The following is a 22,628-nucleotide window of genomic DNA, read 5'->3' on the forward strand; positions in this document are numbered from 1 at the left end:
ATGCGCGAAGACCCCGCCTTCGATCCCGCGCCGGCCCCCAACGCCGGCTGGTGCCTGCGCTTCCTGAGCGGCGCGGTCAAGGGCCGCACCATCGCGCTGAAGCCGGGCATGAATGTGCTCGGCTCGGGCGGCGAGTGCGAGGTGATGCTCCCGGGCGGCGACGTGCTGCCGCGCCACCTCGTCTTCACCGTCGGCGAGCTGGTCGTCTCCATGCAGCGCCTGGGCACGGCCTCGGCCCGGCTGAACGGCGAGGAGATGCAGCAGCCGCGGCGCAGCGTGGTGGCCGGCGACATCGTGAGCGTGGGGCAGATCGACTTTCAGCTGGACCGCAGCTACCCGGCCGCCGTGCAGGAGGACCGCATGTTCGCCGCCGCGCCCGATGCCGCAGCGGCTGCGCAGGCGGCCGCGCTGGCGCCGCGGGGGCGCGGGCCGCGCGTGGGCTACTGGGCCGGCGGCGTCGTGGCGCTGCTGGCCGTGCTCGGGTTGGCGGCCCTGTGGGTGGGCGGCGAGGGCGGCGCCTCGGCGGCGGGCCAGGGCCGCGTGAACCTGGCGGAGGTGGAGAAGGCGCTCGCGCCATTTCCCGAAGTCGAGGTGGTTGCCGTGCCCGGCGGGCAGTTCAGCGTCAAGGGCTACGTCGAATCGAAGCAGCGCCGCGAGACGCTGCAGCGCGCGGTCGCGCCCTTCGGCAGCAAGGTCGCCGTCAACGTGCATTCGGCCGAGGACATGGTCGAGCAGGCGCGGCGCTACGTGGGCGACCCCGGCGTGGCCGTCACCTACGCGGGACAGGGCCGGCTGGTGCTGAGCGGCACGGTCGAGGACGCCTCGGTGCGCCAGAAGATCCGGCGCCTGAGCGAGGACCTGCATCCTTCCGTGCTGGTCTCCGACAAGGTGCAGTACCGCGAGAAGGCGCAGCCCGACAACAAGGACGCCGACCTGCGCGCGCAGTGGGAAGGCTGGCAGAGCGTGCTGCCCGCGCGCATGGTCAGCATCACCGAGGACGGCAACGGGCTGCGGCACATCCAGCTGTCCAACGGCAACCGCTACTACGAGGGCTCGGTGCTGCGTTCCGGCGCCGAGCTCAAGCGCATCGACGCCGACGGGCTGGTCCTCAGCGGCGGCGTGCCCAACAACGGAAAACCTGCGAGGTGACGCATGCGCGCACGAAGCCATGCCACGCCCGCGCCCCGATTTCATGCGGCGACAGCGACCCTGCGCGCCGCGTGGAATGGCCTCGTCCTACCCGGACGGGGCTTTCAACCCCAGTGACCCTCATCAACCAGGAGAAATGAAATGGCAGGCTCTGTCGACAACTCGATCCAGCAGATGAACCAGGCCGCGGCCGACAACGCGCGCCTCATGTCCGCCAGCATGGCGGCATCGACCAGCATCCAGGGTGCGGCCTCCACCGCGCACACGGTGAACGGTGCCAGCGCTGCCGGCGGCGAAGTGGCCAAGTCCACCGGCAACGACATCCGCCAGTCGGCGAAGTCGTCCTGATGGCACGGGCCTGCACGGGGCCGCAGGGCCTCGTGCAGGCATTTCCTTTTTTCATCGCAGGAGCTGAACCATGACCGATCCCATCGCGTCGGCCGCCGCGAGCGCGCCGCCGCCCGAAGTCGCCGGGCCCGGCGCGGCGCAGCAGCTACAGCAGGGCGCGGGCAACCCGCGCTTCGATCCGGGCGACACCCGCATGTTCGCCAACATGATGCAGGGCGTGCAGGCGCCGCCGCCCGCCCTGGCCGGCCCCAGCGCCATCGGCGATGCGGCCAGGTCGCTGGCCGCGCAGTTCTCGGGCAACGTGCGCTCCTACGAGGAGATGCGCCACAGCATGCTCGAATCCATCGACCTGTCGGACCCGATCAAGACCATGTTCGTGATGACCGACCATGCGATGGAGGCGCACATGATGTTCGCCAAGATGCACATCTCCACCGGCCTGGCCAGCGCCGCGACCAGCCTGTTCGGCACGCTGCTGAAGAACCAGCAATGAGGCGGCCCGTGAACCGCGCCGTCCTCTTCACCCGCACTCGCTGGCTGGGCGCCTTGCTGCTGCTCTTCGCGCTGGCCGGCTGCAAGGTGCCGCTGTACTCCAACCTCAACGAGCAGGAGGCCAACGAGATCGTCGCCGCCCTCTCGGGCGAGGGCATCGACGCCGCCAAGAGCAAGCTCGAAGGCGTCAACTGGCAGGTCGAGGTCGAGCAGGGCCGCCTCGGCCAGGCGCTCGACGTGCTGCGCACGCAGGGCCTGCCGGCCGAGCGCTACACCACCATGGGCGAGGTGTTCCAGAAGCAGGGCCTGGTGTCCACGCCCTCCGAGGAGCGCATGCGCTACATCTATGCCGTCTCGCAGGAGCTGTCGCAGACCCTGCGCAATGTCGATGGCGTGGTGGCGGCGCGCGTGCACGTGGTGATCCCTGCCAACGATCCGCTGTCGGAGAAGATCCGGCCCTCGTCGGCGGCGGTCTTCATCAAGCACCGGCCCGACGTCGACCTGCGCCTGCTGGCGCCGGCGGTGAAGGACATGGTGGCGCACAGCATCGAAGGGCTGACGCACGACCAGGTCTCGCTCTCGCTCTTCGAGGCCCGCCGGTCCGTGGCCACGCCGGCGGCCCATGCGGCCGCACAGCCGCTGGTGCTGGGCCTGTTCTCCACGCAGACCGCGATGCTGCTGCTGGGCCTGCTGCTGGCCGCGGCGGTCTGCCTGATGGTGCTGCCGGGCCTGCTGCGCCGCCAGGGCCTCGACTGGAGCAGCTGGTCGCGCAGGCAGGTCTTCAGGCGCTGAGGGGCGCCCCCGACGTACATGCATGCCGCCATCGAATCCACTGCGCCGCCGCCCGCGCCCGGCCCGATGGACCTGGTGCGCCTGGTGATGCGCTTCAACCTGCATCCCGAGCACGACCTGCACCCCAGCTGGCTGCCCGCACACTGGCCAGCGCGCCACCGCGTGCCGGCGCGGCTGGGGGAGGGCGGCCGCGCGGCGCTGGCCGATCTGCTGCGGCGCGACCGGGCGACGCCGTGCGCTGCCGACTTCAACTTCGATTCGCGGCTCAAGCGCCTGGCGCTGCTCGACGCACGCGCCTTGCGCCGGCTCGCCGCCTACCTCGGCTTCTGCGCCCACCTGCCGCTGTTCCGCGTGCGTGGCGGGGCGGGCCGGGAGATCCGCCGCCAGGCCTGCCGCCTCGACGACGACGCGGTGGACTTCGTGCTCGAGCGCGTGCCTGCGCTCAGCGAGCTGCGGATGAACCACTCGGCCCTGGAGCAGCGCCCCATCGCGGCCGGCCGCATCGTGCTCGAGCGCGGCCATCGCCTGCTGCTGGGCGCCTTCGCGCCCGAGGGCGAGGCGGTGCTGCGCCGCCTGCAGCACAAGCTGCCGCGGCGCCTGTCTTCGCTTCAGCTGCCGCAGTTCGAGCCGCGCCAGGCCCGCCAACTGCACGAGCTGATGCTCTCCTGCATCGTTCCCGAAAGACTGCCGCAATGGGACTGGCTTTTCTGATCACCACCGAGAACCTGCAGCTCCTGAGCGAGCGCAAGGTGCTCAAGGAACACGAGTACGCGGCCCTGCTCGATGCCTCGGCCGTGGTCGACACCGCGCGGCGCGAGGCGCGGCGCATCTCGCAGCAGGCGCAGCAGGAGGCGCAGGCCAGCCGCAGCCAGGGCTACGCGCAAGGCCTGCAGCAGGCCAAGGCCGAGTACGCGACGCAGCTCGTGTCCGAAGCGCTGGCCGCCGAGCGCCAGGTGCAGGCGCTGCGCACGTCATTGGCGCAGATCGTGGTCAAGGCGGTGGGGCAGTTCATCGCCGGTGCCGATCCGGCCGCGCTGTTCGAGGCCGCGCTGCTGCGCGTCGACGCGCTGATCCGCAGCGAACCCTTCGTCACCGTGCGCGTCGCACCGGCGCAGGAAGCGACCTTGCGCGAGGTGCTCGCCCGGCTGCGCCACGAGGCGCAATGGACCATGAGCGTGAGCCTGGCGGCCGACCCCACGCTGGCGCCGGGCGCCTGCGTCGTGCAGACCGCCTCCGGCGTGCTGGAGATCGGCGTCGAGGCCCAGCTCGAGGCCTTCCGCCGCGCGGTGGAGCGCGGCGGGCTGCTGCCCGCGGCGGGGGCTGCATCGTGAGCGCCGCCCGGTCGCCCGAAGGCGCTCGCGCCTCAGCCGAAGGCGAAGGTGATTCCCGATGAGCCGAGGCCCGGCCGCCAGCGCCCTGGACATCGTCGCCGACCTCGAGCAGGCCTTCGGCCGGATCACGCCGGTCGCGATGCGCGGGCGCGTGAGCAAGGCCGTGGGCATGCTGATCGACGCCTCGGGCATCCAGGCCCACGTCGGCGAGCTGTGCGAGCTGGTCACGCCGGGCGAGCCGCCGCTGCTGGCCGAGGTGGTGGGCTTTCGCGGCAACACCGCCATCCTCACCCCGCTCGGCCCCATCACCGGCATCTCGGCGCTGACCGAGGTGCTGCCCACCGGCCGCGGCCATACCTGCCCGGTGGGCGATGCGCTGCTGGGCCGCGTGCTCGATGCGCTGGGGCAGCCCATCGACGGGCGCGGGCCGCTCGCGGCGCGCGCACAGCTGCCGGTGCATCGCGAGCCCGTGAGCCCGCTGGAGCGCCGCATGATCGAGGCGCCGCTGCCCACCGGCATTCGCGCCGTCGATGCGCTGCTGACCCTGGGCGAAGGGCAGCGCATCGGCGTGTTCTCGCCGCCCGGCGTGGGCAAGAGCACCTTGCTCGGCATGCTGGCGCGCGGCTCCAGTGCCGACGTCAACGTGATCGCGCTGATCGGCGAGCGCGGGCGGGAGGTGCAGGAGTTCATCGCCCACAGCCTGGGTGCCGAGGGCCTGGCGAAAACGGTGATGGTGGTCTCGACCTCCGACCGTCCGCCGATGGAGCGCATCAAGTCGGCCTACGTGGCCACCACCATCGCCGAGCACTTCCGCGACCAGGGCAGGAAGGTGCTGCTGCTGGTCGATTCGCTCACGCGTTTCGCGCGCGCCCAGCGCGAGATCGGGCTGGCCAGCGGCGAGCCGCCGACGCGGCGCAGCTACCCGCCCTCGATCTTCTCGATGCTGCCGCAGCTGCTGGAGCGCGCGGGGCAGGGCCGCACCGGCTCCATCACCGCCGTGTACTCGGTGCTGACCGAGGGCGACGAGGAGAACGACCCGATCGCCGAGGAGGTGCGCTCCATCCTCGACGGCCACATCGTGCTGTCGCGCAAGCTCGCGGCCGCCAACCGCTACCCGGCCATCGACGTGCTGGCCAGCATCAGCCGCGTGATGCCGCTGGTGAGTTCGCGCGAGCACCGCGAGGCCTCGGCGCATTTCCGCGGCCTGCTGGCCAAGTACCAGGAGATGGAGCTGCTGGTGCAGATCGGCGAGTACAAGCCGGGCAGCGACGCGCTGGCCGACGCGGCCATCCGGGCGCGGCCGGCGATGCTGAATTTTCTTTCGCAGCCGCCCGATGCGCACCAGGACTACGAGGCCTGCCTGGCTGCATTGCAGCGCTTCCAGGAGGAGACCGGCTCATGAGCGGCAACGCCAACGGCATCGACTGGAAGCTGCTGATCGACGTGCGCGAGCGCCAGAAGACGGCGGCCCTGGGCGTGGTGGCGCGCGACCGCGAGGCGGCCGGGCAAAGCCATGCGCAGCTGCGGCAGGCCGAAGCGTGGTGCGAGCAGCAAGTGCAGAGCAAGGCCGCGCACTGGCAGGCCACGGCCGGCGCGCTGGCCGGCGGCCAATGCAACGTGGCGCAGCTGCGCCACGCCGGCGCCTGGAGCGGCGCGCTCGATGCGCGCATCGCGCAGGCGCAGCAGCAGGCCGCGCAGGCGGGCGCGTTCCATGCGCAGCGCGAAGAGGTGCTGGCCCGCAGCCGGCAGGCGCTGCGCGCGGCCAGCGGCGAGCTGGAGAAGGCGCGGCAGATGCAGCAGCGTGCCCGCGCCGAGCAGCGCGCGCTGCAGGCGTCGCGGCAGGACGAGGCGACCGAGGAAGCCGCCTCGCAGCAATGGGCGGCGAACAGGGCGCTGTAGCGATGGAAAGCGCCCTCGAACTCGCCAACATCGAGAAGTTCTTCTCGTCCGTGGTCCTCACGCTGCCGCGCCTGTTCGCGATCTTCGCCGTCGTGCCCTTTCTCTCGGGCGGCATGCTGACCGGCATCGTGCGCAACGGCCTGCTGCTGATGCTGGCGATCTTCATGTCGCCGGCGGCGGGCGCGATGCCGTCGGTGGGCATCGGCACCTGGGTGCTGATCGCGGGCAAGGAGGCGCTGATCGGCCTGCTGCTGGGCCTGGGCTTCGGCATCTTCATCTGGGCGATCCAGAGCGTGGGCGACCTGATCGACTTCCAGACCGGCTCGGCCAATGCCTCCTTCTTCGACCCGGTGGCGGGCCACGAGAACGGGCCGACCGGCGAGTTCCTGGGCTGGCTGGTGATCACGCTCTTCGTCGCGGCCGGCGGGCTGCTGGCGATGCTGGGGGTGATCGTCGACTCGTACCGGCTGTGGCCGGTGGGCTCCTTCTTCCCCAACGTGGGCGCGGTGCTGGAGCAGTTCGCGATCCGGCAGGGCGACACGCTGTTCCTGTGGATCGTGAAGCTCGCCTCGCCGGTGATCTTCGTGCTGCTGCTGGTCGAGCTGGGCATGGGCCTGATCAGCCGCGTGGCGCCGCAGCTCAACGTGTTCGTGTTCTCGCAGCCGCTCAAGAGCCTGCTGGCGCATCTGATGATGCTGCTCTTCGTGTTCTTCGTGTACGAGTCGCTGCAGGAATTCCTGCGGCCGGAGAACGGGGTCCTCGACTTCCTGAGGGCCACCTTGTAGCGCGCGATGGCCGAGAAGGACCAGAAGCCCACGCCCAAGCGCCTGCGCGATGCGCGCAAGCGGGGCGAGGTGGTGTTCAGCGCCGACGTCGCCTCCACCACGGTGTTCGCGGTGGTGCTGGTCTCGGTGTGGCTGGGCGGCGAGACGCTCTACAGCCTCTTGCGCGAGCTGTGGCTGCATGCCACCAGCGCCGCGCTGCTGACGCGGCCCGACGACCGCTTTGCCGAGCTGCTGCTGCATACCGGCGAGGCGTTGCTGTGGGGCACGCTGCCCATCATGGCGATCGCCGCCGTGGCGGGCATCGCGGGTTCGCTGTTCCAGGTGGGCGGGGTGGCGGCGTGGGAGCGCATCAAGCCGGACGTCAACCGCATGAATCCGGCCGAGGGCGCCAAGCGCATCTTCTCGACACGCAACCTCATCAACCTGCTGAAGATGAGCGTCAAGACGATCCTGCTCGCCGCCCTGATGTTCCTGGTGGTGCGCGGCTTCGTCGACAGCGCGCTGAAGCTGGGCTATGCCTTCCCCGGCACCATCATGCGTGCCGCGGCCCACATGGTGCTGGTGGCCTTCGGCTGGGCGGTGGTGATCTATGCGCTGATGGCGATGGTCGACTACGCGCACGAGCACTACGAGTTCATGAAGCAGCAGCGCATGTCCATCGAGGAGCTGCGCCAGGAGCACAAGGAGGTCGAGGGCGATCCGCTCAACCAGTCGCGGCGCCGCTCGGCCCATTTCGAGGCGGTGTACGCCAGCCTGGGCGACCGGGTGCGCATGGCCTCGGCGGTGATCCATTCGGCGCGCGTCGCGGTGGCACTGCAGTATTTGGGCGAGAAGGACCTGCCGCGGGTGATCGCCCGTGGCGAGGGCGATGTCGCGGCGCAGATCCGGCGCCATGCGGGTGAGGGGCTGGTGCCGATGGAGTTCGAGCCGCAGCTGGCGGAGCGCCTGTATGCCGAGGTGCCGGTGGACCAGGCCATTCCACGATCGCTGTTCGCGCCGGTGGCGAAGCTGCTGCGATGGGCGCAAGGGGCTGAGTAGTGTGCTCTGACAGCCCGTTCGCTTCTTACGAAGTTCCGTCGCTGGATGCACGCCCGGCATGCGGTGCGGGCCGAGCGACCCCACTGCGGCGGTCGCTTCGCGACTTCCCTGCGGTGCTCGCCTTTCGCGGGGTCTCGCTCGAACTCGCTTCGCTCAAACAGTCGCGAGCCCTGATCCGCGAAAGGCTGCGCTCCTCGGCGCCGCAGAGGGGATCGCCCAGCCCGCACCGCATGCCGGGCTTGGGGGTGTGCGGGCGATGCGTGCACCTCGGAGGCCCGGTGCCCCCGCCCCAGCTCGCCACCGGAAGGGCCCTTCCTTCAAAACACTGAACGAAACCAAGACACACCATGGTTGCACCCGCAGGCTCATCCCAGCTCTCAGGCCAGGCCGCGATTGACAACGCGGCCGCATTGCGCGCCGCCGAGGAAGCGCGGCGACGAGCGGAAGAAGCGGCACGCCGCGCGGCCGAGGAGGCCCGGCGCCGCGCCGAGGAAGCGCGGCGACTCGCGGAAGAGGCGCGCAAGAAGGCCGACGAGGCGCGCAAGGCGGCCGAGGCGGCGGAGGCGAAGGCGGCCAGGAGCAAGGACAAGAACGAGCAGGCCGACGCCGAGAAGCTGCGCAGCCAGTCCAACAAGGACGAGACCGACGCGCTCAAGAAAGAGGCAACGGCCAACCTGCGCGACAAGGAGAAGACGCTCGCCGACGCTAAGCTCGACGATGTGCGCCAGCGCCGGCCGCAGAACGATCCCTCGGAGGGCACGCGCGCCGCGCAGGGCGAGGTCGATGCCGCGAAGAAGACCCTGGCCCTCTACGATGCGCCGGCCGGTGCGGCGCCCGCCGCCGACCGGCGCGCCGACCCGCAGACCCAGGGGCTGCTCGACAAGGCCGAGAAGGCCGCCAAGCCGGTGTTCGCCGCGCAGGCCCGCGGCGAGGAGCCCAAGGCGGACGATCTGGCTGCACTGCGCAAGGCGGTCGACGCATGGCAGGCTGCCGGCGCGCAGGACATGCGCGAGGCGGCAGTCCAGGCCCAGGCTCAGGGCGAAGACCCGAACAAGGCGATCGCCGCCCAGGCCGCGAAGTTGCGCGAGACGGTGGAGAAGGGCGGCGTCATCGACCCCGCCAGCATCGACGAGACGCTCGACGAGGCGAAGAATGCCGTGAAGGCCGAGAGCCCCGCGATGCGCCAGCTGCGCAGCGAGCAGTACACCGTGCAGAAGGACGGCGAGAAGCAGGTGGCCGACGGCCGCCAGGCCGCGAAGGACGCCGATGCCGCGGCGGACAAGGCCGAGGCTTATTCGGACAAGTTCAACGCCGACCCCGGCACCAACGACACCCTCATCACCGCCCAGCAGAACGCCAAGGCCGAGGCCACGCGCCTGCGCAAGCTCTCCAACGAGGCCAACGACCGGCTCGACGGCCTGGTGCGCACCTACGGCGGCACCGCACCCGACCCCAAGGACCCGAACAAGACACAGAGCTTCGTCGGCTCGGTGAATGCCGACTACAACGCGCAGGTGGCCGACCTCGAGGTGAGCGAAGCCTCGAAGGCCTACGAAGCGGCCAAGGCCGGCGGCGACGCGAAGAAGATCGCGGCCGCGCAGGACGCGCTGGACCTGGCCATTGATGCGCGCGACATCGTGCATGCGGTGCGCGACGACGCCAGGGCGGAGCTGGAGCGCAGCGACAGCGCGGCCGAGCTGCGCGACGCCCAGGCCGCCTACGACGCCGAGAAGGAGAAGCAGCCGCAGCCCTACAAGGTCAAGCACCACGGCGGCTTCCTGCAGGACGACTACGAGACCACCGAGCTGCCCGAAGGCTACGACTGGACCTTCGAGGTCAAGCCCGGCAGCGAGATGGCCAAGCAGGTCAAGGAGATCGACGGCAAGTGGTACTACGTCTTCGACATCAACGGCGAAGAGAGCAGGACCGAGATGAACCCGGTCACGGCACGGCTGTGGGAGGCGCAGCAGAAGGCCGATGCCGCCAACGCGAGCGCCGATGGCGCGGCGAAGAAGCTGCAGGAAGTCCAGACCGACCTGGTCGGCACCGAGGGGCAGGGGCCCGGCATCGATGCGGGGCGCTTCATCGACGATGCCGGCAACATCGGCACGCGCCTCGGCGACGCCAACAACACCGTGGCGGCGACGCAGGCCAAGCTCGGCAATCCCAAGCCGCCGACCGGCGCGCAGAGTGTGCAGGCGCCGTCGAGCACGTCGGAACAGATGGGCGTGGCGCTGCAGAACCAGGCCGGCGCGCAGAAGAACGCCGACGCGCTCAAGGCCATGCAGGACCTGCGCGAGGCGCAGTACGAGCAGGCCGCCGGCAAGACCGTCGATGCCCAGCACCTGGCGGACCTCAAGACCCAGGCGCGCGATGCGCAGCGCAAGGCCGACGAGGCGCAGCCCAGCCTCACGCCCAAGGAAGAGGCCGACATCACCGACAACAAGCTGCCGGCGGCGCGCAAGGCGCTGAACGACCAGAAGGACGAGGTCACCCGCCTGACCGCGCCCGGCAGCAAGGCCACGCAAGCCGAGCGGGACGCCGCGCAGAACAAGTACGACCAGCTCGACCTGGACGTGCGCGACTACGAGACCCGGCTCGAACTCGAGCACGCGGAGCAGGCCAGATTGGGCGCGCCCTACGCGTACGCGAGCGCGTCCTTCCTGAAGCCGCAGCTCAGCGCCTTCTCCGAGACGCGCAACAACGGCAACCACGGCGACACCGTCACCACCGACATCTACCCCGACCACTACGACCCCACCTGGAACATCGTGCCCGGCAAGGACGGCGGGGTGAAGGCCGATGGCCTGCCCAAGGGCCTCTCGCCGGAGGACGTGGCGGTTCGCTACGACCCCTGCGGCGGCGGCTACACGGTCACCTTCAAGAAGAACTCCGACGTGCTCGGCCGCCAGAGCGACATGTTCACCAACTACGTGGTCCAGAAGGGCACGTACAAGATGAACCCCGCCACCGCCGAGCTCTGGAACGCGACCAACACCGACAAGAAGGTGGGCGGCGGGCGGCTGATCGCGGCGCAGGAGGCGCGCGACCAGGTGCTGGCCGAGCGCAAGCAGATGGCCGCCGACGCACCGCCGCCGAAGGATGCACCGCCGGTGATCGGTCTCGACGGCAAGCCGGTGCCCACGCTGAACTTCGCCGACGACCTCGGCCCGCGCAAGAAGTCGGTCGACCAGAAGGTCACGGACGCCGGCGACAAGCTCGCCGATGCCCAGCGCGCGCTCGATGCAGGCGAGGGCGACAAGACCCGGCTGACGCAGGCGCGCGACGACGCCAAGGCCGAGCACGGCATCGCGCTGGCCGAGCAGAAGGCGGTGGATGCGGTGATGCTGTGGCAAGAGGCCAATCGCACGCGCCAGCTCTACGAAGCCAACGAGCGCGCCGGCCGGCCCAACGCGAGCTACGCCAAGCCGCCGCGCGAATACGCCGACGAGATGCATGCGAAGGCCGAGACCGCGCGCAACGACTGGTACACCGCCCGCAACCAGCACGACAAGGAGGTGGCGGCGCGCGAGCTGGATGCGGCAGAGAAGGCGCACGACCAGTGGAAGAAGACGCACCCGGGCCTGTCCGACAGCGGCAGCGACACCGCGAAGGCGCTGCAGGCCGCCCAGGTGAAGAACGGTTTCGCGGACCGCATGCTCGCCGCCGGCGCCAACGAGGAGGCCGCTGCGCGCGAGTCCGAGTACATCGCCGAGAACCTGAGTGCCGCGCAGCACGACGATCCGCGCGCGCTCTACAAGCTGTTCGACAAGGACCCGGCGCGCATGGCGCAGTCCATCATCAACAGCCATTTCGTGCAGTACGGCGCCGATCCGGTCGAGATGGAGAACCGCACCCAGCTCGCCAACACCGTGGCCAACGCGCTGGGCTGGCAGCCCACCACGGAGCTCGATCCGAATGCGACCGCCACCAACGAGCGACTGCGCCGCACCCAGGACCTCTACGGCGGCCTGGCCAAGGCGCAGAAGGAAATGCGCGACAAGATCGTCGACCAGATCATCAAGGACGGCGGCGAGCATGCGAAGGTGACGGTGCTGCCGGTGGTCTACGCGCTGGACAGCGACAAGGGCGGCATCGTCAAGACCGCCATCTTCAAGGTCGAGAACAAGAACGATCCCAAGGGCAAGGAGGTCGAGTTCGTCGACGAGCAGGCTTGGACCTACGACAGTCTGGACGACTACCGCGCCAACAACAGCCTGCCGGTGGAGGGCGTGAAGCTCGCGATGCCGAAGGACGGCAACTTCACGCTCGACGACAAGGGCAACGTCGAGCTCTACGCCGGCGACGCGCGCACCGAGACCGACTGGGAGACCTTCAGGCGCACCTCGCACATCGACTGGGTGGTGGGCGGCGTGGGCCTGGTGGCGGGAGTGGTGCTCACGGTGGGCTCCTTCGGCACGCTGTCGGCGCCCGGCGTGATGCTGGCCGCCGGCTCGCTGACGCTGCTGGCCGCCGGCTACGGCGCCGTGACCTCGGCCCAGAGCCTCTACAAGCAGGGCAGCCACGGGCAGGACATCAACCCCTTCAGCAGCACGCAGGCGCGGCTCGACTGGCTGAACCTCGGGCTGTCGATCGCCGCCGTGCCGGTGGTCGGTGCCTCCACGCGCGCGACGATGCAGGCCATGCGCGCGCGCAACGCGCTGCAGGCCGCGCTCAAGGAAGCCGGCAAGGAGGGCGGCGACGCGGCACTGGCCGGCAAGCATTTCGCCGACTTCCAGCGCTACACGCAAAGCGCGCAGGCCTGGGGCCAGCCGGCCTCGGCGATGGCGCGTCCCTTCGCGAAGCTGCCGGTGGGCCTGCTGAAGAAGGTTGGCCCGCTGGACGCGGGCAGCGCCTATGCCTTCGAGGAGGGCGCGCGCTACCTGCACGACAACTGGAATCAGCTCGCGCCCGGCGAGCGCGGCAGCCAGTTCGCGATGCTGGCGATGAACGCCAGCGGCTTCGCTTCGCCGCTGTTCGCCAAGGGCTACCTGCGCGTGCACGACGCGATCAAGCCGCAGGTGCAAGAGGCTACTCAGGCCGGCTTCACGACGCCGGGCCGCACGGTCGGCGCGCCGGAGGCGGAGCCTTCGAACGTGGTGGCCCTGGACAGCCGGCGCGGCAGCGGCGCCGACGCCTTCGACGACGGGCAGCCGGGCAGCGGCAGCGATGCGGCGCTGCTGCCCTTCCGCGAGACGCCGGTGGCGCCCGCCGCGGCCCCCGAGCCGGTGCCCGACAACGTCACGCCGCTGCATCCCGAAGGCCCGCCTGCGGTCGCAGCCGAGGCGCCCTCCGATGCGGACCTCGCGCCGGTGATCCCGCTGGTGCTGCGGCGTCCATCCGGCGACGGGCCGGAGCCCGGTGCGCCCGGCGCCGCCGCGGGATCGGCACGCGGCGTGTCGCGCGAGCCGCAACAGCAGCAGCTGGCCCTGGCCTCGGGCGGCGAGGACCAGGTGGCCAACGCGCCCTTCACGCGCTCGCCGCACCGCATCGCGGCGGTGCGGGAGCTCAGCGCGCAGGCCAAGGCGCAGAACCCCGGTGGCGGCGGCAGCCACGGGCAGGGTCAGCCGCCCGTGCCGCCGGCAAAGGCGGCGCCAGGGCCGGTGCAGGGTGCGGGCACCGCGTCGGGCGCGGGCCATGCGCCGACCTCGGGGGCACGGGCGCCGGCATCCACCGCGGGGTCTGCCGCCCCGGCCTCCGGCGCCGAGGCGCTGGCGCGCCTGATCCAAGAGCCGGCCGCGGGTTCGACGGAGCGCTTCGTGGTGTCGAAGCTGAGCCCGGACGACACCGTCGCCAGCGGTGCCGGCGTGAAGGCCAAGCGCAACAACAGCTACGCCAGCTTCGCCGAGGCCAGCGCCGCGGCGGCAGGCATGGGCGGCGCCTGGGTGCATCGCGTCGCGCCGCGCGACGGTCCCGGCGCACTGTTCAAGCGGGGCCGCGCGGCGCCCGATGAAATCATGGGCGCGGTGGAGGTCGACGCCGCCGGCCATCTGCAGCCGAACGCGGTGGCGAACCCGCACGCGTCGGCGTGGCAGCAACCCGCGACTTCGCCGGCGGCGCCGGCTGCCGCTCCCGCACCGGTTGCAGCCAAGACGGCTGCTGCGCCTGTAGCGGCTCCCGTGGCAGCCAAACCGCCTGCCGCGCCCGCCCCGGCACCCGCGCCCGCGGCGAGCCATGGCACGCCGCAGCACCAGTCGGGCCAGTCGACGGGCCTCGCCTACAACGGCCCGGACATCGACCTCCTGCTCGAAGGCAGCCCGAGCTTCACCGACAAGCGGCCGGCCTATGCCGGGCCCGCGACGATGGCCGAGCTCGAAGCCAGTACCGCCTTGCCCACGCAGGCCGACATCGAGCAGACCCGGTACCTCGCCTCGGCCGGCTCGCCCGACGGCCATGCGGCGCGCGACATCCCGCTGCGCCGCCGCTTCGTGCAGTGGGCGCGCGGCCAGGCGCCGAGCTTCATCGGCGCGCCGGATTTCGTGGGCGGCCGCTACGTGCTCGCGAAGGACGCCAGCGGCATCAACCAGGGCGCGCCCGATGCGCGCTTCACGCTGCTCGACCGCCAGCACGTCTACTCGAGCTTCGAGGGGGCCCGCGCGGCGGCCGCGGCCCATGCGCAGGCCAGCGGCAGCACGCAGGCCGGCGTGGTGCGCCTGATCGGCCCGAAGACCGCGATGGCGGAGGTGGCGGCCAGCGGCAGCTTCCGCAACGACCAGGTCGACGGGATCGTCGCCGTGCAGCCCGACGGCTCGGTCAACCCGATCAGCATCGTCAACCGCAATGCCGCCCATGCGCCGAAGCCGGGGGAGCAGTTCGTGGATCCGCACAGCGCGATGCCGGCCAACGACAAGGTCTACGGCCGCCGCGACAAGGCCAGGCTCTTCGCGAAATCCACCGCCTACATCGTGGGCACCGGCGCGGCCTTCTACGCGACCGTGCGCTGGGGCGGCGGCTCGATGGGCTGGAGCATGGCCGGCGCCGGGCTCGGCAGCTACATCGGCGCGCGCAACGTGTTCCTGCGCTATGCCTTCGATGCCTTCCTCTACCGCGGCGGCGTCGCGGGGGCGCGCCAGACTGCCAAGATCCGGCTGCAGAAGCACCTCGACCCCAAGGACGACAACGCCTTCGCGCAGATCGCGAACATCGCCGATCCCGAGAAGCAGCAGGCCGCGCTGTTCCAGCTCAAGTCGCAGCTGGTCAGCTGGCATGCGGCGCGGCGCGGTATCCAGGGCCGGGCCGACTACCGCCACGCCTTGGAGACGCTGGCGCGCGATCCGGCCGATGCCGCCGCGCTCGCGACGCTGGAGCGCGGCGCGGCCGAGCGCGCCGCGCGTCCGCTGATCGGCAAGCGCGGCTGGGTCAAGCGGGTGCCGCCGGCCTTGCGCACGCAGTACGCGCAGGCGCTCTCGAGGCTCGAGGCCGGCAAGGCCACGGTCGACGACCAGGCGCTGCTGCTCACCGCGCCCGAGGTGGGTCGCGGCACGCAGCACGCGGGTGCGTTGCGCGGTCGCGTGCTGCGCAACGTCCCCGGCGCCGACCGCGCGCGCTACCGCGAAGCCATCGACACGCTGAGCAGCCGGCAGGGCGATGTCAACGCTGCGCTCAAGACGCTGGAGGGCATCCCGCTCGACACCGTGCAGCGCCACACCACCGGCGCGCGCGGCGCCGTGCGCGGCATTCCGAAGGCCGACCGCCAGAGCGTCGCGATGGCGGCGGAGACGCTGCGCGCCAATCCCGCGGATCAGCGCTCGCAGGATGTGCTCGATGGCAGCCCGGGCGCACTGACCTCGCCGAATTCGCCGCTCGGCCGCGCGCTGTTCGGCGCGCGGGTGCTGAGCTTCGGCCTCAGCCACTCGGCCGGCACGCGGCTGTACCTCAATCCCTTCTTCGACGGCGCCGCGCATCAGTGGACCTGGAACATCAGCACCCTCGATGGCGCGCGGCAGTGGATCGGCAACGAGGGCAGCCTGCACTACGCCATCGGCAACGCCACCGGCCTGGGCGCCACCGTGGCCGGCCGCTACGCGACCATCGAGAAGGCGCGCAGCGGCCTGGACATCAAGGAGCGCGGCGAGACCCCGCCTGCAGCGGGCACCACGCCAGACCCGACCGCGGTGCCGCTGGGCAAGAACGGCAAGCCGGTGCCGGTCTACAAGGCGACCGACAGCAACCCGTGGTTCATTCGCTTCCTCAAGGGCCTGGGCAATGCCGACGCGGTCAAGCATGCGGGGGTCGATGCCGACGGCAAGCCGATGGTGAAGCCCTCTTTCGTGCAGCGGCTGCCGCAGTACTCGTCCTGGGGCGACTCCAGCGGCACCGTCGCGCTGACCATCGCCGACGGGATGCAGGGCCTGATCTACGCGAAGGCCGGTCAGTGGGACCTGGCCGCGCCGCAGATCCTCAAGGTGCTGTCGGACGTGGGCATCTTCCGCGGCACGCAGAAGGACTACCTCGACGAGTACGCCTCCAACCGCAAGATGGGCCCGCGGGTCTACCACACGCGCTGGACCAACTACGTGAATGCACCGCTGGGCGAGGCCAAGGTCACGCCGACGAAGATCTCCGACGGCTGGATTCGCCGCGGCTGGCCGCCGCTGGTGCTGCTGGGCGTCGCGGTCGGCGGGCGCGTGCTGGCAGAGGAATGGTCGGTGCACGAGAAAGAGAAGGCCGCGGCCGCGGGCATCACGCCGGGCGTGCGGCAGACGACGGGGCCGGCGACGCCGAGTCCGGCCCCGAGCAGCAGCACGAGCCCATCGCCGAGCGCATCGGCATCGCCCAGTCCCGCGCCTTCACCCGCGCCCACACCCGGCAACACGGCCACGCCGGACCCGGGCCCATCGCAGCCGACGAACCCACCGGCGCAGCAGCCCGATCCGCAGCAGCCGCAGCGCCCCGAGTACTGGATCGTCGACGGCCAGGTGCGCGAGCGATCCAGCTTCAGCCGCATGGCCGAAGCCAAGGGCGAGCGCGACGGCATGGGCTACGACGAGGCCCTGGCGCAGCTCTTCAACCTCAATCCGCAGTACCGGCGCTCGCTGATGGACGGCTATGTGGACCCGGTGCGGCTGGATGACCCGGACACGCTCAACAACGGCACGCGCATCCGGGTGGGCAGCCTGCCATGAATCGGCTCAGCACCGAAGCGACCCAAATGCGCGATCGAGGTCGTCCATCAGGTCGTCCGGCGATTCCAGGCCGATGTGCAGCCGGATCACCGGGCCGCGTGCGCGCCAGTCCGTGACGCTGCGCGCGCGCGTCATGTCGGCCAGGGTGGCGAGACTCTCGAATCCGCCCCACGAAGCGCCGAGGCCGAACAGCGACAGGCCGTCGATCAGGCGCTCCGCCGCCGGCACGTCGAACTCGCGCCGCAGCTCGAAGGACAGCAGCCCGTTGGTGCCGCTGCAATCGCGCAGCCAGAGCGCATGGCCCGGGTCGTCGGGCAGCGCGGGGCAGAAGACGGTGGCGACCTCGGGCCTGGCCTGGAGCCAGCCGGCAACGCGAAGCGCGTGCCGCTCGTGCATCTGCAGGCGTGCCGACAGCGTGCGCAGGCCGCGCATCACGAGCCAGGCATCGTCGGGGCTCACGGTCATGCCGAAGGCGTCGCTGCGCTCGGCCAGCGGCTGCCATGCCGCCTGCGTGGTGCAGACGGTCCCCATCATCACGTCGGCGTGCCCCGACAGGTACTTGGTGGCGGCCATGATCGAGATGTCCGCACCGAGCGCCAGCGGGCGGTACTGGCAGCCCGATCCCCAGGTGTTGTCGGCGGCGAGCAGGGCTCCGCGGGCGTGCGCCATTTCGGCCAGGCGCGGGAGATCGCACATCTCGTAGACCAGCGATCCCGGCGCCTCCGCATAGACCAGCCGCGTGGCCGGCTCCATGAGCGACTCGGCATCGCTGCCGTCGGCATTGAAGAAGGTGCAGCGAATGCCGTAGGGCGCGAGGAAGCTGTGCGCGAGATGCCGCGCCGGCTCGTAGACGCTGTCGGACATCAGCACGTGGTCGCCCGGCTTCAGGTAGGCGAGCAGGCTCATGCCGATCGCGGCCAGGCCGGTCGGGAAGAGCCGGGTCCGGTAGCCGCCTTCGAGTTCGCTCACCGCATCTTCGAGCGCAAAGGTGGTGGGCGTGCCGCGCGCGCCGTAGGTGAAGAGGCGCTCGCCGCCGCGGCGCGCACGCATCTCGCGCTGCTGGGCGACGTTGTCGAAGAGCACGGTGCTGGCGCGCACCAGCGGCGGGTTGACCGCGTGGCCGCCCTCGAAGGCCGGCGCATGTCCCGCGCGCAGCAGGCGGGTCTGCCATTGAAGGTCGTCGGGGGCGGGGTGGGGAATGGGCATGGAACGATTCTGTGCCGCGTCCTTCAGTCGACCCGTGCGCCGGAGAGCTTCACCACGCTGGACCAACGGTCGATGTCCTGGCTCAGCTGCGCCTTGAACTCCTCGGGCGAATTGCCGACCACTTCGCTGCCGCCCTCGGTGATCAGCCGCGCGACCTCCGGCATGCGCAGGGTCCGCACGATGGCATCGTGGAGGTAGGCCACGCGTTCGCGCGAGGTGCCGGCGGGCGCGAAGACGCCGTACCAGTCCTCGAAGCGCGCGTTCTTGTAGCCGAGCTCCTCGAGCGTCGGCACCTTGGCGAACACGCCGATGCGGCGCGGGCTGGTCACGGCCAGCGCGCGCAGCTTGCCGTTCTGGATCATGCCGGCCACGGAGGCGGTGGAGGTCACCAGCACGTCCACCTGGTGTCCCATCAGGTCCGTGATGGCCGGCGCCGCGCCCTTGTAGGGCACGTGCGTCATCTGCGCGCCGGCTTCCTTCTGCAGCACCACGCCGACCAGGTGCGACAGGGTGCCGTTGCCGGGCGAGGCGTAGGTCAGGCGGCCGGGCTGGGCCTTGCTGCGGCGGACCAGCTCATCGAAGTCCTTGAGCGGCGAGTCGGCCGGCACCACGATCGCGAGCGGCGCTGCGTTGAGCTGCGTGACCGGCACGAAGTTCTTCAGCGGATCGAAGCCTGCCGATGCGTAGAGCGTCGGGTTCACCGCCATCAGCGAGACCTGCGCGGTCAGCAGCGTGTAGCCATCGGGGCGTGCGTCGGCGACCGCCTTGGCCCCGATGTTGCCGCCGGCACCGCCCCTGTTCTCGACCAGCGCCGGCTGGCCGGTCACCTCGGGCAGGCGCGTGGTGACGAAGCGCGTGGTGGCATCGTTGCCGCCGCCGGCCGGGAACGGAGAGATGAAGCGGATCGGCTGGGACGGGAAGCCGTCGCGCGCGGCGAGCACTTCGGCAAGGGCCGGCGGCGGGCCGGCCGTTGCGAGGGCCGCCGCGAAGGCGGCGAAGGCGGCGAGCCGGCGAAGGGGCAGCGACGCGGAGAGGGGGCGGGGCAGGGCGGCAAGGGTCATCGTGAACTCCGGTGAAATCAGGTCAGGGCGGGCGCAGGCAGGCGGAAGGCGGCGAGCTCCTGCGCGTCGAGCTGCGCGACCAGGCCGGTTTCCCAGGCCAGGTAGCGGCGCGCGGCCTCCTTGTTGCCGTCGTGCCGGTCGTGCACGAAGAACAGGAAGTCGATGCACTCGGCATCGGAGGGAAGCGCGGGGCTCCGCTCGACCGGCAGGCCCGCGTCTTCCCAGGCCTGCATGCCGCCTTCGAGCAGCGCGGGCGGTGGCAGGGCCGAGGGCCAGTCCGACGCGGCAGCCCACCGCGCCGCCTGCGGCTGATCGGCGACCAGCACCACCGGCCGGGTCTCGCCCGCCAGCGCGCCGGGCAGCCGCGGACGGATCGACCAGCGCGCGCCCGCGATGTGTGCGGCGCGGAACTGCATGCTCGAGCGCAGGTCGAGCACCGCCGTATCGCCGCCGCGAAGACGCTGCGCCAGCGCCTGCACGCCGATCGTCGCGAGCGCCGGCGGCTGGGTGATGCCGGCCGGCGCCATTGCCAGGCCACTTCGAATGCCGTCGACGAGCACCGACGCGTCGTGGCCCATCTGCCGCAGCCAGCTCGCCACCGCGGGTGCGCGCACGCCGTCGTCGTCCAGCAGCACCAGCCTGGCGCCGCGCACGCCGACGAACTGGTCGGTCGCCTGCATCAGCTGCCCGCCGGGCGTGTGCTGCGCGCCCGGCAGGCTGCCGCGCGCGAATTCCTCCGGGGTGCGGACATCGCAGAGGAAGAGCGTGCGCTGCGGATCGTCGATCCAGCGCGCCACCGTGTCGGCGTCGACGAAGGGCACCTCGAAGCGCCGCGCCAGGGCGATCGCCTGTTCCTTCAGCGCGGTGCTGCCGCTGGCGTCGGCGTAGCGGCGCTGCCCGCCGTGCTCGAGGGCATGGTCCGCCAAGAACCAGCCCTGGGTGCCGTTCTCCAGCGCATAGACCGGGTTGGGCAGGCCGAGGTTGATCAGGGTCTGCGCGCCGATGATGCTGCGCGTGCGGCCCGCGCAGTTGATCACGATGGGCGTCGCGTCGTCGGGCACGAGATGACGGATGCGATAGGGCAGTTCCCCGTTGGGACAGCAGACCGCGGTCGGGATGTTCATCTTGCGGAACTCGCTCACCGGACGGCCGTCGAGGACCACCACCGGCTCGCCGCGCGCGATCATGGCGGCCAGCCGGTCGGCGCTCACGCGCGGCGTGTGATAGACCTGTTCGGCCAGCTCTCCGAAGGTCTTCGAAGGCAGGTTGACGCCCGCGAACAGCGGGTAGCCGGCGGCCGTCCAGCCTTGCGTGCCGCCGCGAAGCACAGACACCTCGGCATAGCCGAGGGCCGCCAGCCGCGCGGCGGCGCGCTGCGCGACGCCTTCGGCTTCGCCCGCCTCGTCGTACACCACGGTGCGGGTGGAGCGTCGCGGCACCAGCCGCGCCACCTCGGTCTCGAGCACGCTGTAGGGCAGCGGCGTGCCATGGAACAGGTGGGATTCGCCGAACTGGCCGTGCTCGCGCACATCGAGCAGTGCCAGTTCGGCACCGTCGTGCAGCCAGTGCTTGAGGGTTCGGGCGTCGATCTGTGGGTGCATGGGAACGAAGAGAGCGTGAGGAGGAACGGGACACGGCCGCGGCCGTGCGGTGCACGGCCCGAATCGGCCGCGCACGGCTTGCCGCGATCGGCGGGAGGGATCAGCGCCGGGTCTGCACGCCGATGCCCATGGTCTGGCAGGTCCCCTTCTCGAGGTCGTAGCCGGTGCGCCGGTCGAGGGTCTCGAGAGCGCGGCCGTACATGTGCAGGTGGCGGATCACCTGTTCGCCCTGGATCTCGACCGAATGGATGTCCTCGGGCATGAGCGCGATGCCGGTGCCCGGCGCGACCACCACGCAGTCCGTCTCGGCCAGTCTCGCGACGCCCGGCACGCTGCCGTCGTCGAGGCGCTCGTAGACGCGGTTGTGCTCGGTGCCCTCGACCGCGGCAATGCAGGCCCAGGTGGTGTGGTTGTGCGGCACGATGCGCTTGCCGGGCCGCATCACGTTCAGGTAGAGCGCGTAGCTCTGGTCCGGGTCTTCGGCGATCAGGTAACGGGCCTGGTGCTCGCCCGCCTCGGGCGCCGGGAAGTCGGCCTCGGTCCAGAGCTCCCGCCGTGCGGCCAGCGCCATCAGCGTGTCCAGCACGTCGGCCAGCGCCTCGCGGGTCGGCTCGCCCGTGCGCGTGGCCTGCTTCATGCGGCCGATCGATGCGGCGACGGCTTCGTCTCGTTGGGGGGATGGCTTGCTCAAGAGGTCTCCTGCGTTGACGATCGAGTGCCACTGTAGGCAGGACCGGGATCGCGAACAATCCAGCGCGGGCATTGAATCCATCAATAAGATTAATGGATGAAAACCCTCGACCTCGAACTGCTGCGTTCGCTCGACGCGATCGTCTCCCACGAAAGCTTTGCCGCCGCGGCCGTCCATCTCGAACGCACGCAGTCCGCGGTGACGCAGCAGATGCAGCGCCTGGAAGAGCAGATCGGCCACCCCCTCTTCGAGAAGCAGGGCCGGCAGAAGAAGCTGACCGAGCAAGGCCAACGATTGCTGACCTATGCGCGCCACCTGCTGGCCATCAACGACGAGGCGATACGCAACTTCCAGCAGGGCCGGCTCGAAGGCGTGCTGCGCATCGGCGCGCCGCACGACGTCGCCGATACCATGCTGCCGCCGCTGCTGACCGAGGTGGCACGCAGCTCGCCGCTGTTGCAGCTCGACATCCACGTGGGGCGCAGTCCTTTCCTGATGGAGTCGCTCAAGCGTGGCGAGATCGACATGGCGATCTCCAACCGCGTCGATCCGGAACTGGAGGGCGTGGTGCTGCGCACCTCGCCGACCGTGTGGCTGTGCAGCGCCACCTACCTGCACGACGAGGCCAAGCCGATCCCGCTGATCGAGGCCGACGGGCCGAGCATCTTCCGCCGCCTGGGCCGCGAGGCGCTCGACGCGATGGGCGTCGCCTGGACGCCGCGCTACACCTCGAGCAGTCTGATCGGCATCAAGGCCGCGCTGCGCGCCGGCCTCGGCGTGACGGCACGCGGCGTGGAACAGCTCGACGCCGGGCTGCGCGTGCTGGGCCTGAACGACGGCCTGCCGCGCCTGCCCGACCTCACCTACCACCTGTACGTGCGCAGCCACGTCGTGAACCCGGTGACGCGGGAAGTGTTCGAGATCCTCAAGAGCCGCATGCGCCTGCTGCGCACCGGCGCCCAGCGCGAGCCTTCGGCCGGCGCCTGAGGTGGTCTCGGAGCTCATTGCAGCGCTGGTCGAGGTCATGGCGCAGGCCGATCTGCGCCGGCATGTCGCATCCGCGCACTACGAGTTTTCGTGGTGCGCGGCCATGTGCGTGTCACGCGGGCC

At 71.1% G+C, this 22,628-nt stretch carries 16 protein-coding genes; 12 read left to right on the top strand and 4 right to left on the bottom strand.

Going from position 1 to position 22,628, the window contains the following annotated elements; translation table 11 throughout:
* The 11 genes from J2739_RS17695 to J2739_RS17745 all read left to right on the top strand — a co-directional run bounded on the left by J2739_RS17695 (position 1) and on the right by J2739_RS17745 (position 16,959).
* Positions 1–1,149 carry an FHA domain-containing protein gene (locus tag J2739_RS17695; RefSeq protein WP_309903944.1) on the top strand — a complete coding sequence of 383 codons (1,149 nt, stop codon included), beginning with the start codon at positions 1–3 and terminating at the stop codon, positions 1,147–1,149.
* A gap of 141 nt (positions 1,150–1,290) precedes the next feature.
* Positions 1,291–1,497, top strand: coding sequence for a hypothetical protein (locus J2739_RS17700; RefSeq protein ID WP_068672726.1), 207 nt, complete (start codon positions 1,291–1,293; stop codon positions 1,495–1,497).
* A 70-nt stretch (positions 1,498–1,567) separates the two neighbouring features.
* Positions 1,568–1,990 carry a hypothetical protein gene (locus J2739_RS17705; RefSeq protein WP_309903946.1) on the top strand — a complete coding sequence of 141 codons (423 nt, stop codon included), beginning with the start codon at positions 1,568–1,570 and terminating at the stop codon, positions 1,988–1,990.
* 8 nt (positions 1,991–1,998) lie between these two features.
* On the top strand, positions 1,999–2,781 hold the full coding sequence (gene sctJ / locus J2739_RS17710; protein WP_309903948.1) for a type III secretion system inner membrane ring lipoprotein SctJ: 783 nt from the start codon (positions 1,999–2,001) through the stop codon (positions 2,779–2,781).
* Positions 2,782–2,799: 18 nt separating this feature from the next.
* Positions 2,800–3,492, top strand: coding sequence for a SctK family type III secretion system sorting platform protein (locus J2739_RS17715; RefSeq protein WP_309903950.1), 693 nt, complete (start codon positions 2,800–2,802; stop codon positions 3,490–3,492).
* A complete protein-coding gene (gene sctL / locus J2739_RS17720; RefSeq protein ID WP_309903952.1) occupies positions 3,474–4,112 on the top strand; it encodes a type III secretion system stator protein SctL in 639 nt (212 codons plus the stop codon). Before J2739_RS17715 ends, sctL begins: the two co-directional genes overlap by 19 nt.
* A gap of 58 nt (positions 4,113–4,170) precedes the next feature.
* A complete protein-coding gene (locus tag J2739_RS17725) occupies positions 4,171–5,514 on the top strand; it encodes a FliI/YscN family ATPase (RefSeq protein WP_309903954.1) in 1,344 nt (447 codons plus the stop codon).
* Positions 5,511–6,011 (top strand): serine kinase, encoded by a 501-nt coding sequence (locus J2739_RS17730; protein WP_309903957.1) that lies wholly within the window; start codon positions 5,511–5,513, stop codon positions 6,009–6,011. The genes J2739_RS17725 and J2739_RS17730 overlap by 4 nt, the downstream gene beginning before the upstream one ends.
* 2 nt (positions 6,012–6,013) lie before the next feature.
* Positions 6,014–6,796 (top strand): type III secretion system export apparatus subunit SctT, encoded by a 783-nt coding sequence (gene sctT, locus J2739_RS17735; protein WP_309903958.1) that lies wholly within the window; start codon positions 6,014–6,016, stop codon positions 6,794–6,796.
* A 6-nt stretch (positions 6,797–6,802) separates the two neighbouring features.
* The gene (locus J2739_RS17740; protein ID WP_309903960.1) at positions 6,803–7,834 is read left to right on the top strand and encodes an EscU/YscU/HrcU family type III secretion system export apparatus switch protein; all 1,032 of its coding nucleotides are present in this window, start codon (positions 6,803–6,805) and stop codon (positions 7,832–7,834) included.
* 347 nt (positions 7,835–8,181) lie between these two features.
* Entirely contained in the window at positions 8,182–16,959 is an 8,778-nt protein-coding gene (locus J2739_RS17745) for a DUF4781 domain-containing protein (protein ID WP_309903962.1), read from the top strand.
* Between the two features lie 6 nt (positions 16,960–16,965).
* Here J2739_RS17745 and metC read toward each other — a convergent pair whose 3' ends face one another.
* From metC to J2739_RS17765, 4 genes are all read right to left on the bottom strand, one after another.
* Positions 16,966–18,165 carry a cystathionine beta-lyase gene (metC, locus tag J2739_RS17750; RefSeq protein WP_309903964.1) on the bottom strand — a complete coding sequence of 400 codons (1,200 nt, stop codon included), beginning with the start codon at positions 18,163–18,165 and terminating at the stop codon, positions 16,966–16,968.
* Positions 18,166–18,188: 23 nt separating this feature from the next.
* Positions 18,189–19,226 (bottom strand): Bug family tripartite tricarboxylate transporter substrate binding protein, encoded by a 1,038-nt coding sequence (locus J2739_RS17755; RefSeq protein WP_309903966.1) that lies wholly within the window; start codon positions 19,224–19,226, stop codon positions 18,189–18,191.
* A gap of 17 nt (positions 19,227–19,243) precedes the next feature.
* Complete coding sequence (locus J2739_RS17760; protein ID WP_309903968.1) at positions 19,244–20,827, bottom strand: rhodanese-like domain-containing protein; 1,584 nt, start codon at positions 20,825–20,827, stop codon at positions 19,244–19,246.
* 100 nt (positions 20,828–20,927) lie between these two features.
* Positions 20,928–21,518 carry a cysteine dioxygenase family protein gene (locus J2739_RS17765; protein ID WP_309903970.1) on the bottom strand — a complete coding sequence of 197 codons (591 nt, stop codon included), beginning with the start codon at positions 21,516–21,518 and terminating at the stop codon, positions 20,928–20,930.
* 96 nt (positions 21,519–21,614) lie between these two features.
* On the opposite strand from J2739_RS17765, the gene J2739_RS17770 reads away from it, so the two are divergent.
* A complete protein-coding gene (locus tag J2739_RS17770) occupies positions 21,615–22,505 on the top strand; it encodes a LysR substrate-binding domain-containing protein (RefSeq protein WP_309903972.1) in 891 nt (296 codons plus the stop codon).
* Positions 22,506–22,628: the final 123 nt, after the last annotated feature.

Source organism: Variovorax soli (assembly GCF_031454625.1).
GTDB classification, from domain to species: Bacteria; Pseudomonadota; Gammaproteobacteria; order Burkholderiales; family Burkholderiaceae_C; genus Variovorax; species Variovorax soli_A.

What these genes read in the sequence shown, in the direction of transcription:
- J2739_RS17740 (WP_309903960.1), top strand. Translation starts at nt 6,803, where the DNA reads ATGGCCGAGAAGGACCAGAAGCCCACGCCCAAGCGCCTGCGCGATGCG.
- J2739_RS17755 (WP_309903966.1), bottom strand. Translation starts at nt 19,226, where the DNA reads ATGACCCTTGCCGCCCTGCCCCGCCCCCTCTCCGCGTCGCTGCCCCTT.
- J2739_RS17770 (WP_309903972.1), top strand. Translation starts at nt 21,615, where the DNA reads ATGAAAACCCTCGACCTCGAACTGCTGCGTTCGCTCGACGCGATCGTC.
- J2739_RS17725 (WP_309903954.1), top strand. Translation starts at nt 4,171, where the DNA reads ATGAGCCGAGGCCCGGCCGCCAGCGCCCTGGACATCGTCGCCGACCTC.
- sctT (WP_309903958.1), top strand. Translation starts at nt 6,014, where the DNA reads ATGGAAAGCGCCCTCGAACTCGCCAACATCGAGAAGTTCTTCTCGTCC.
- J2739_RS17705 (WP_309903946.1), top strand. Translation starts at nt 1,568, where the DNA reads ATGACCGATCCCATCGCGTCGGCCGCCGCGAGCGCGCCGCCGCCCGAA.
- sctL (WP_309903952.1), top strand. Translation starts at nt 3,474, where the DNA reads ATGGGACTGGCTTTTCTGATCACCACCGAGAACCTGCAGCTCCTGAGC.
- J2739_RS17730 (WP_309903957.1), top strand. Translation starts at nt 5,511, where the DNA reads ATGAGCGGCAACGCCAACGGCATCGACTGGAAGCTGCTGATCGACGTG.
- J2739_RS17760 (WP_309903968.1), bottom strand. Translation starts at nt 20,827, where the DNA reads ATGCACCCACAGATCGACGCCCGAACCCTCAAGCACTGGCTGCACGAC.
- J2739_RS17715 (WP_309903950.1), top strand. Translation starts at nt 2,800, where the DNA reads ATGCATGCCGCCATCGAATCCACTGCGCCGCCGCCCGCGCCCGGCCCG.
- J2739_RS17695 (WP_309903944.1), top strand. Translation starts at nt 1, where the DNA reads ATGCGCGAAGACCCCGCCTTCGATCCCGCGCCGGCCCCCAACGCCGGC.
- J2739_RS17700 (WP_068672726.1), top strand. Translation starts at nt 1,291, where the DNA reads ATGGCAGGCTCTGTCGACAACTCGATCCAGCAGATGAACCAGGCCGCG.
- metC (WP_309903964.1), bottom strand. Translation starts at nt 18,165, where the DNA reads ATGCCCATTCCCCACCCCGCCCCCGACGACCTTCAATGGCAGACCCGC.
- J2739_RS17745 (WP_309903962.1), top strand. Translation starts at nt 8,182, where the DNA reads ATGGTTGCACCCGCAGGCTCATCCCAGCTCTCAGGCCAGGCCGCGATT.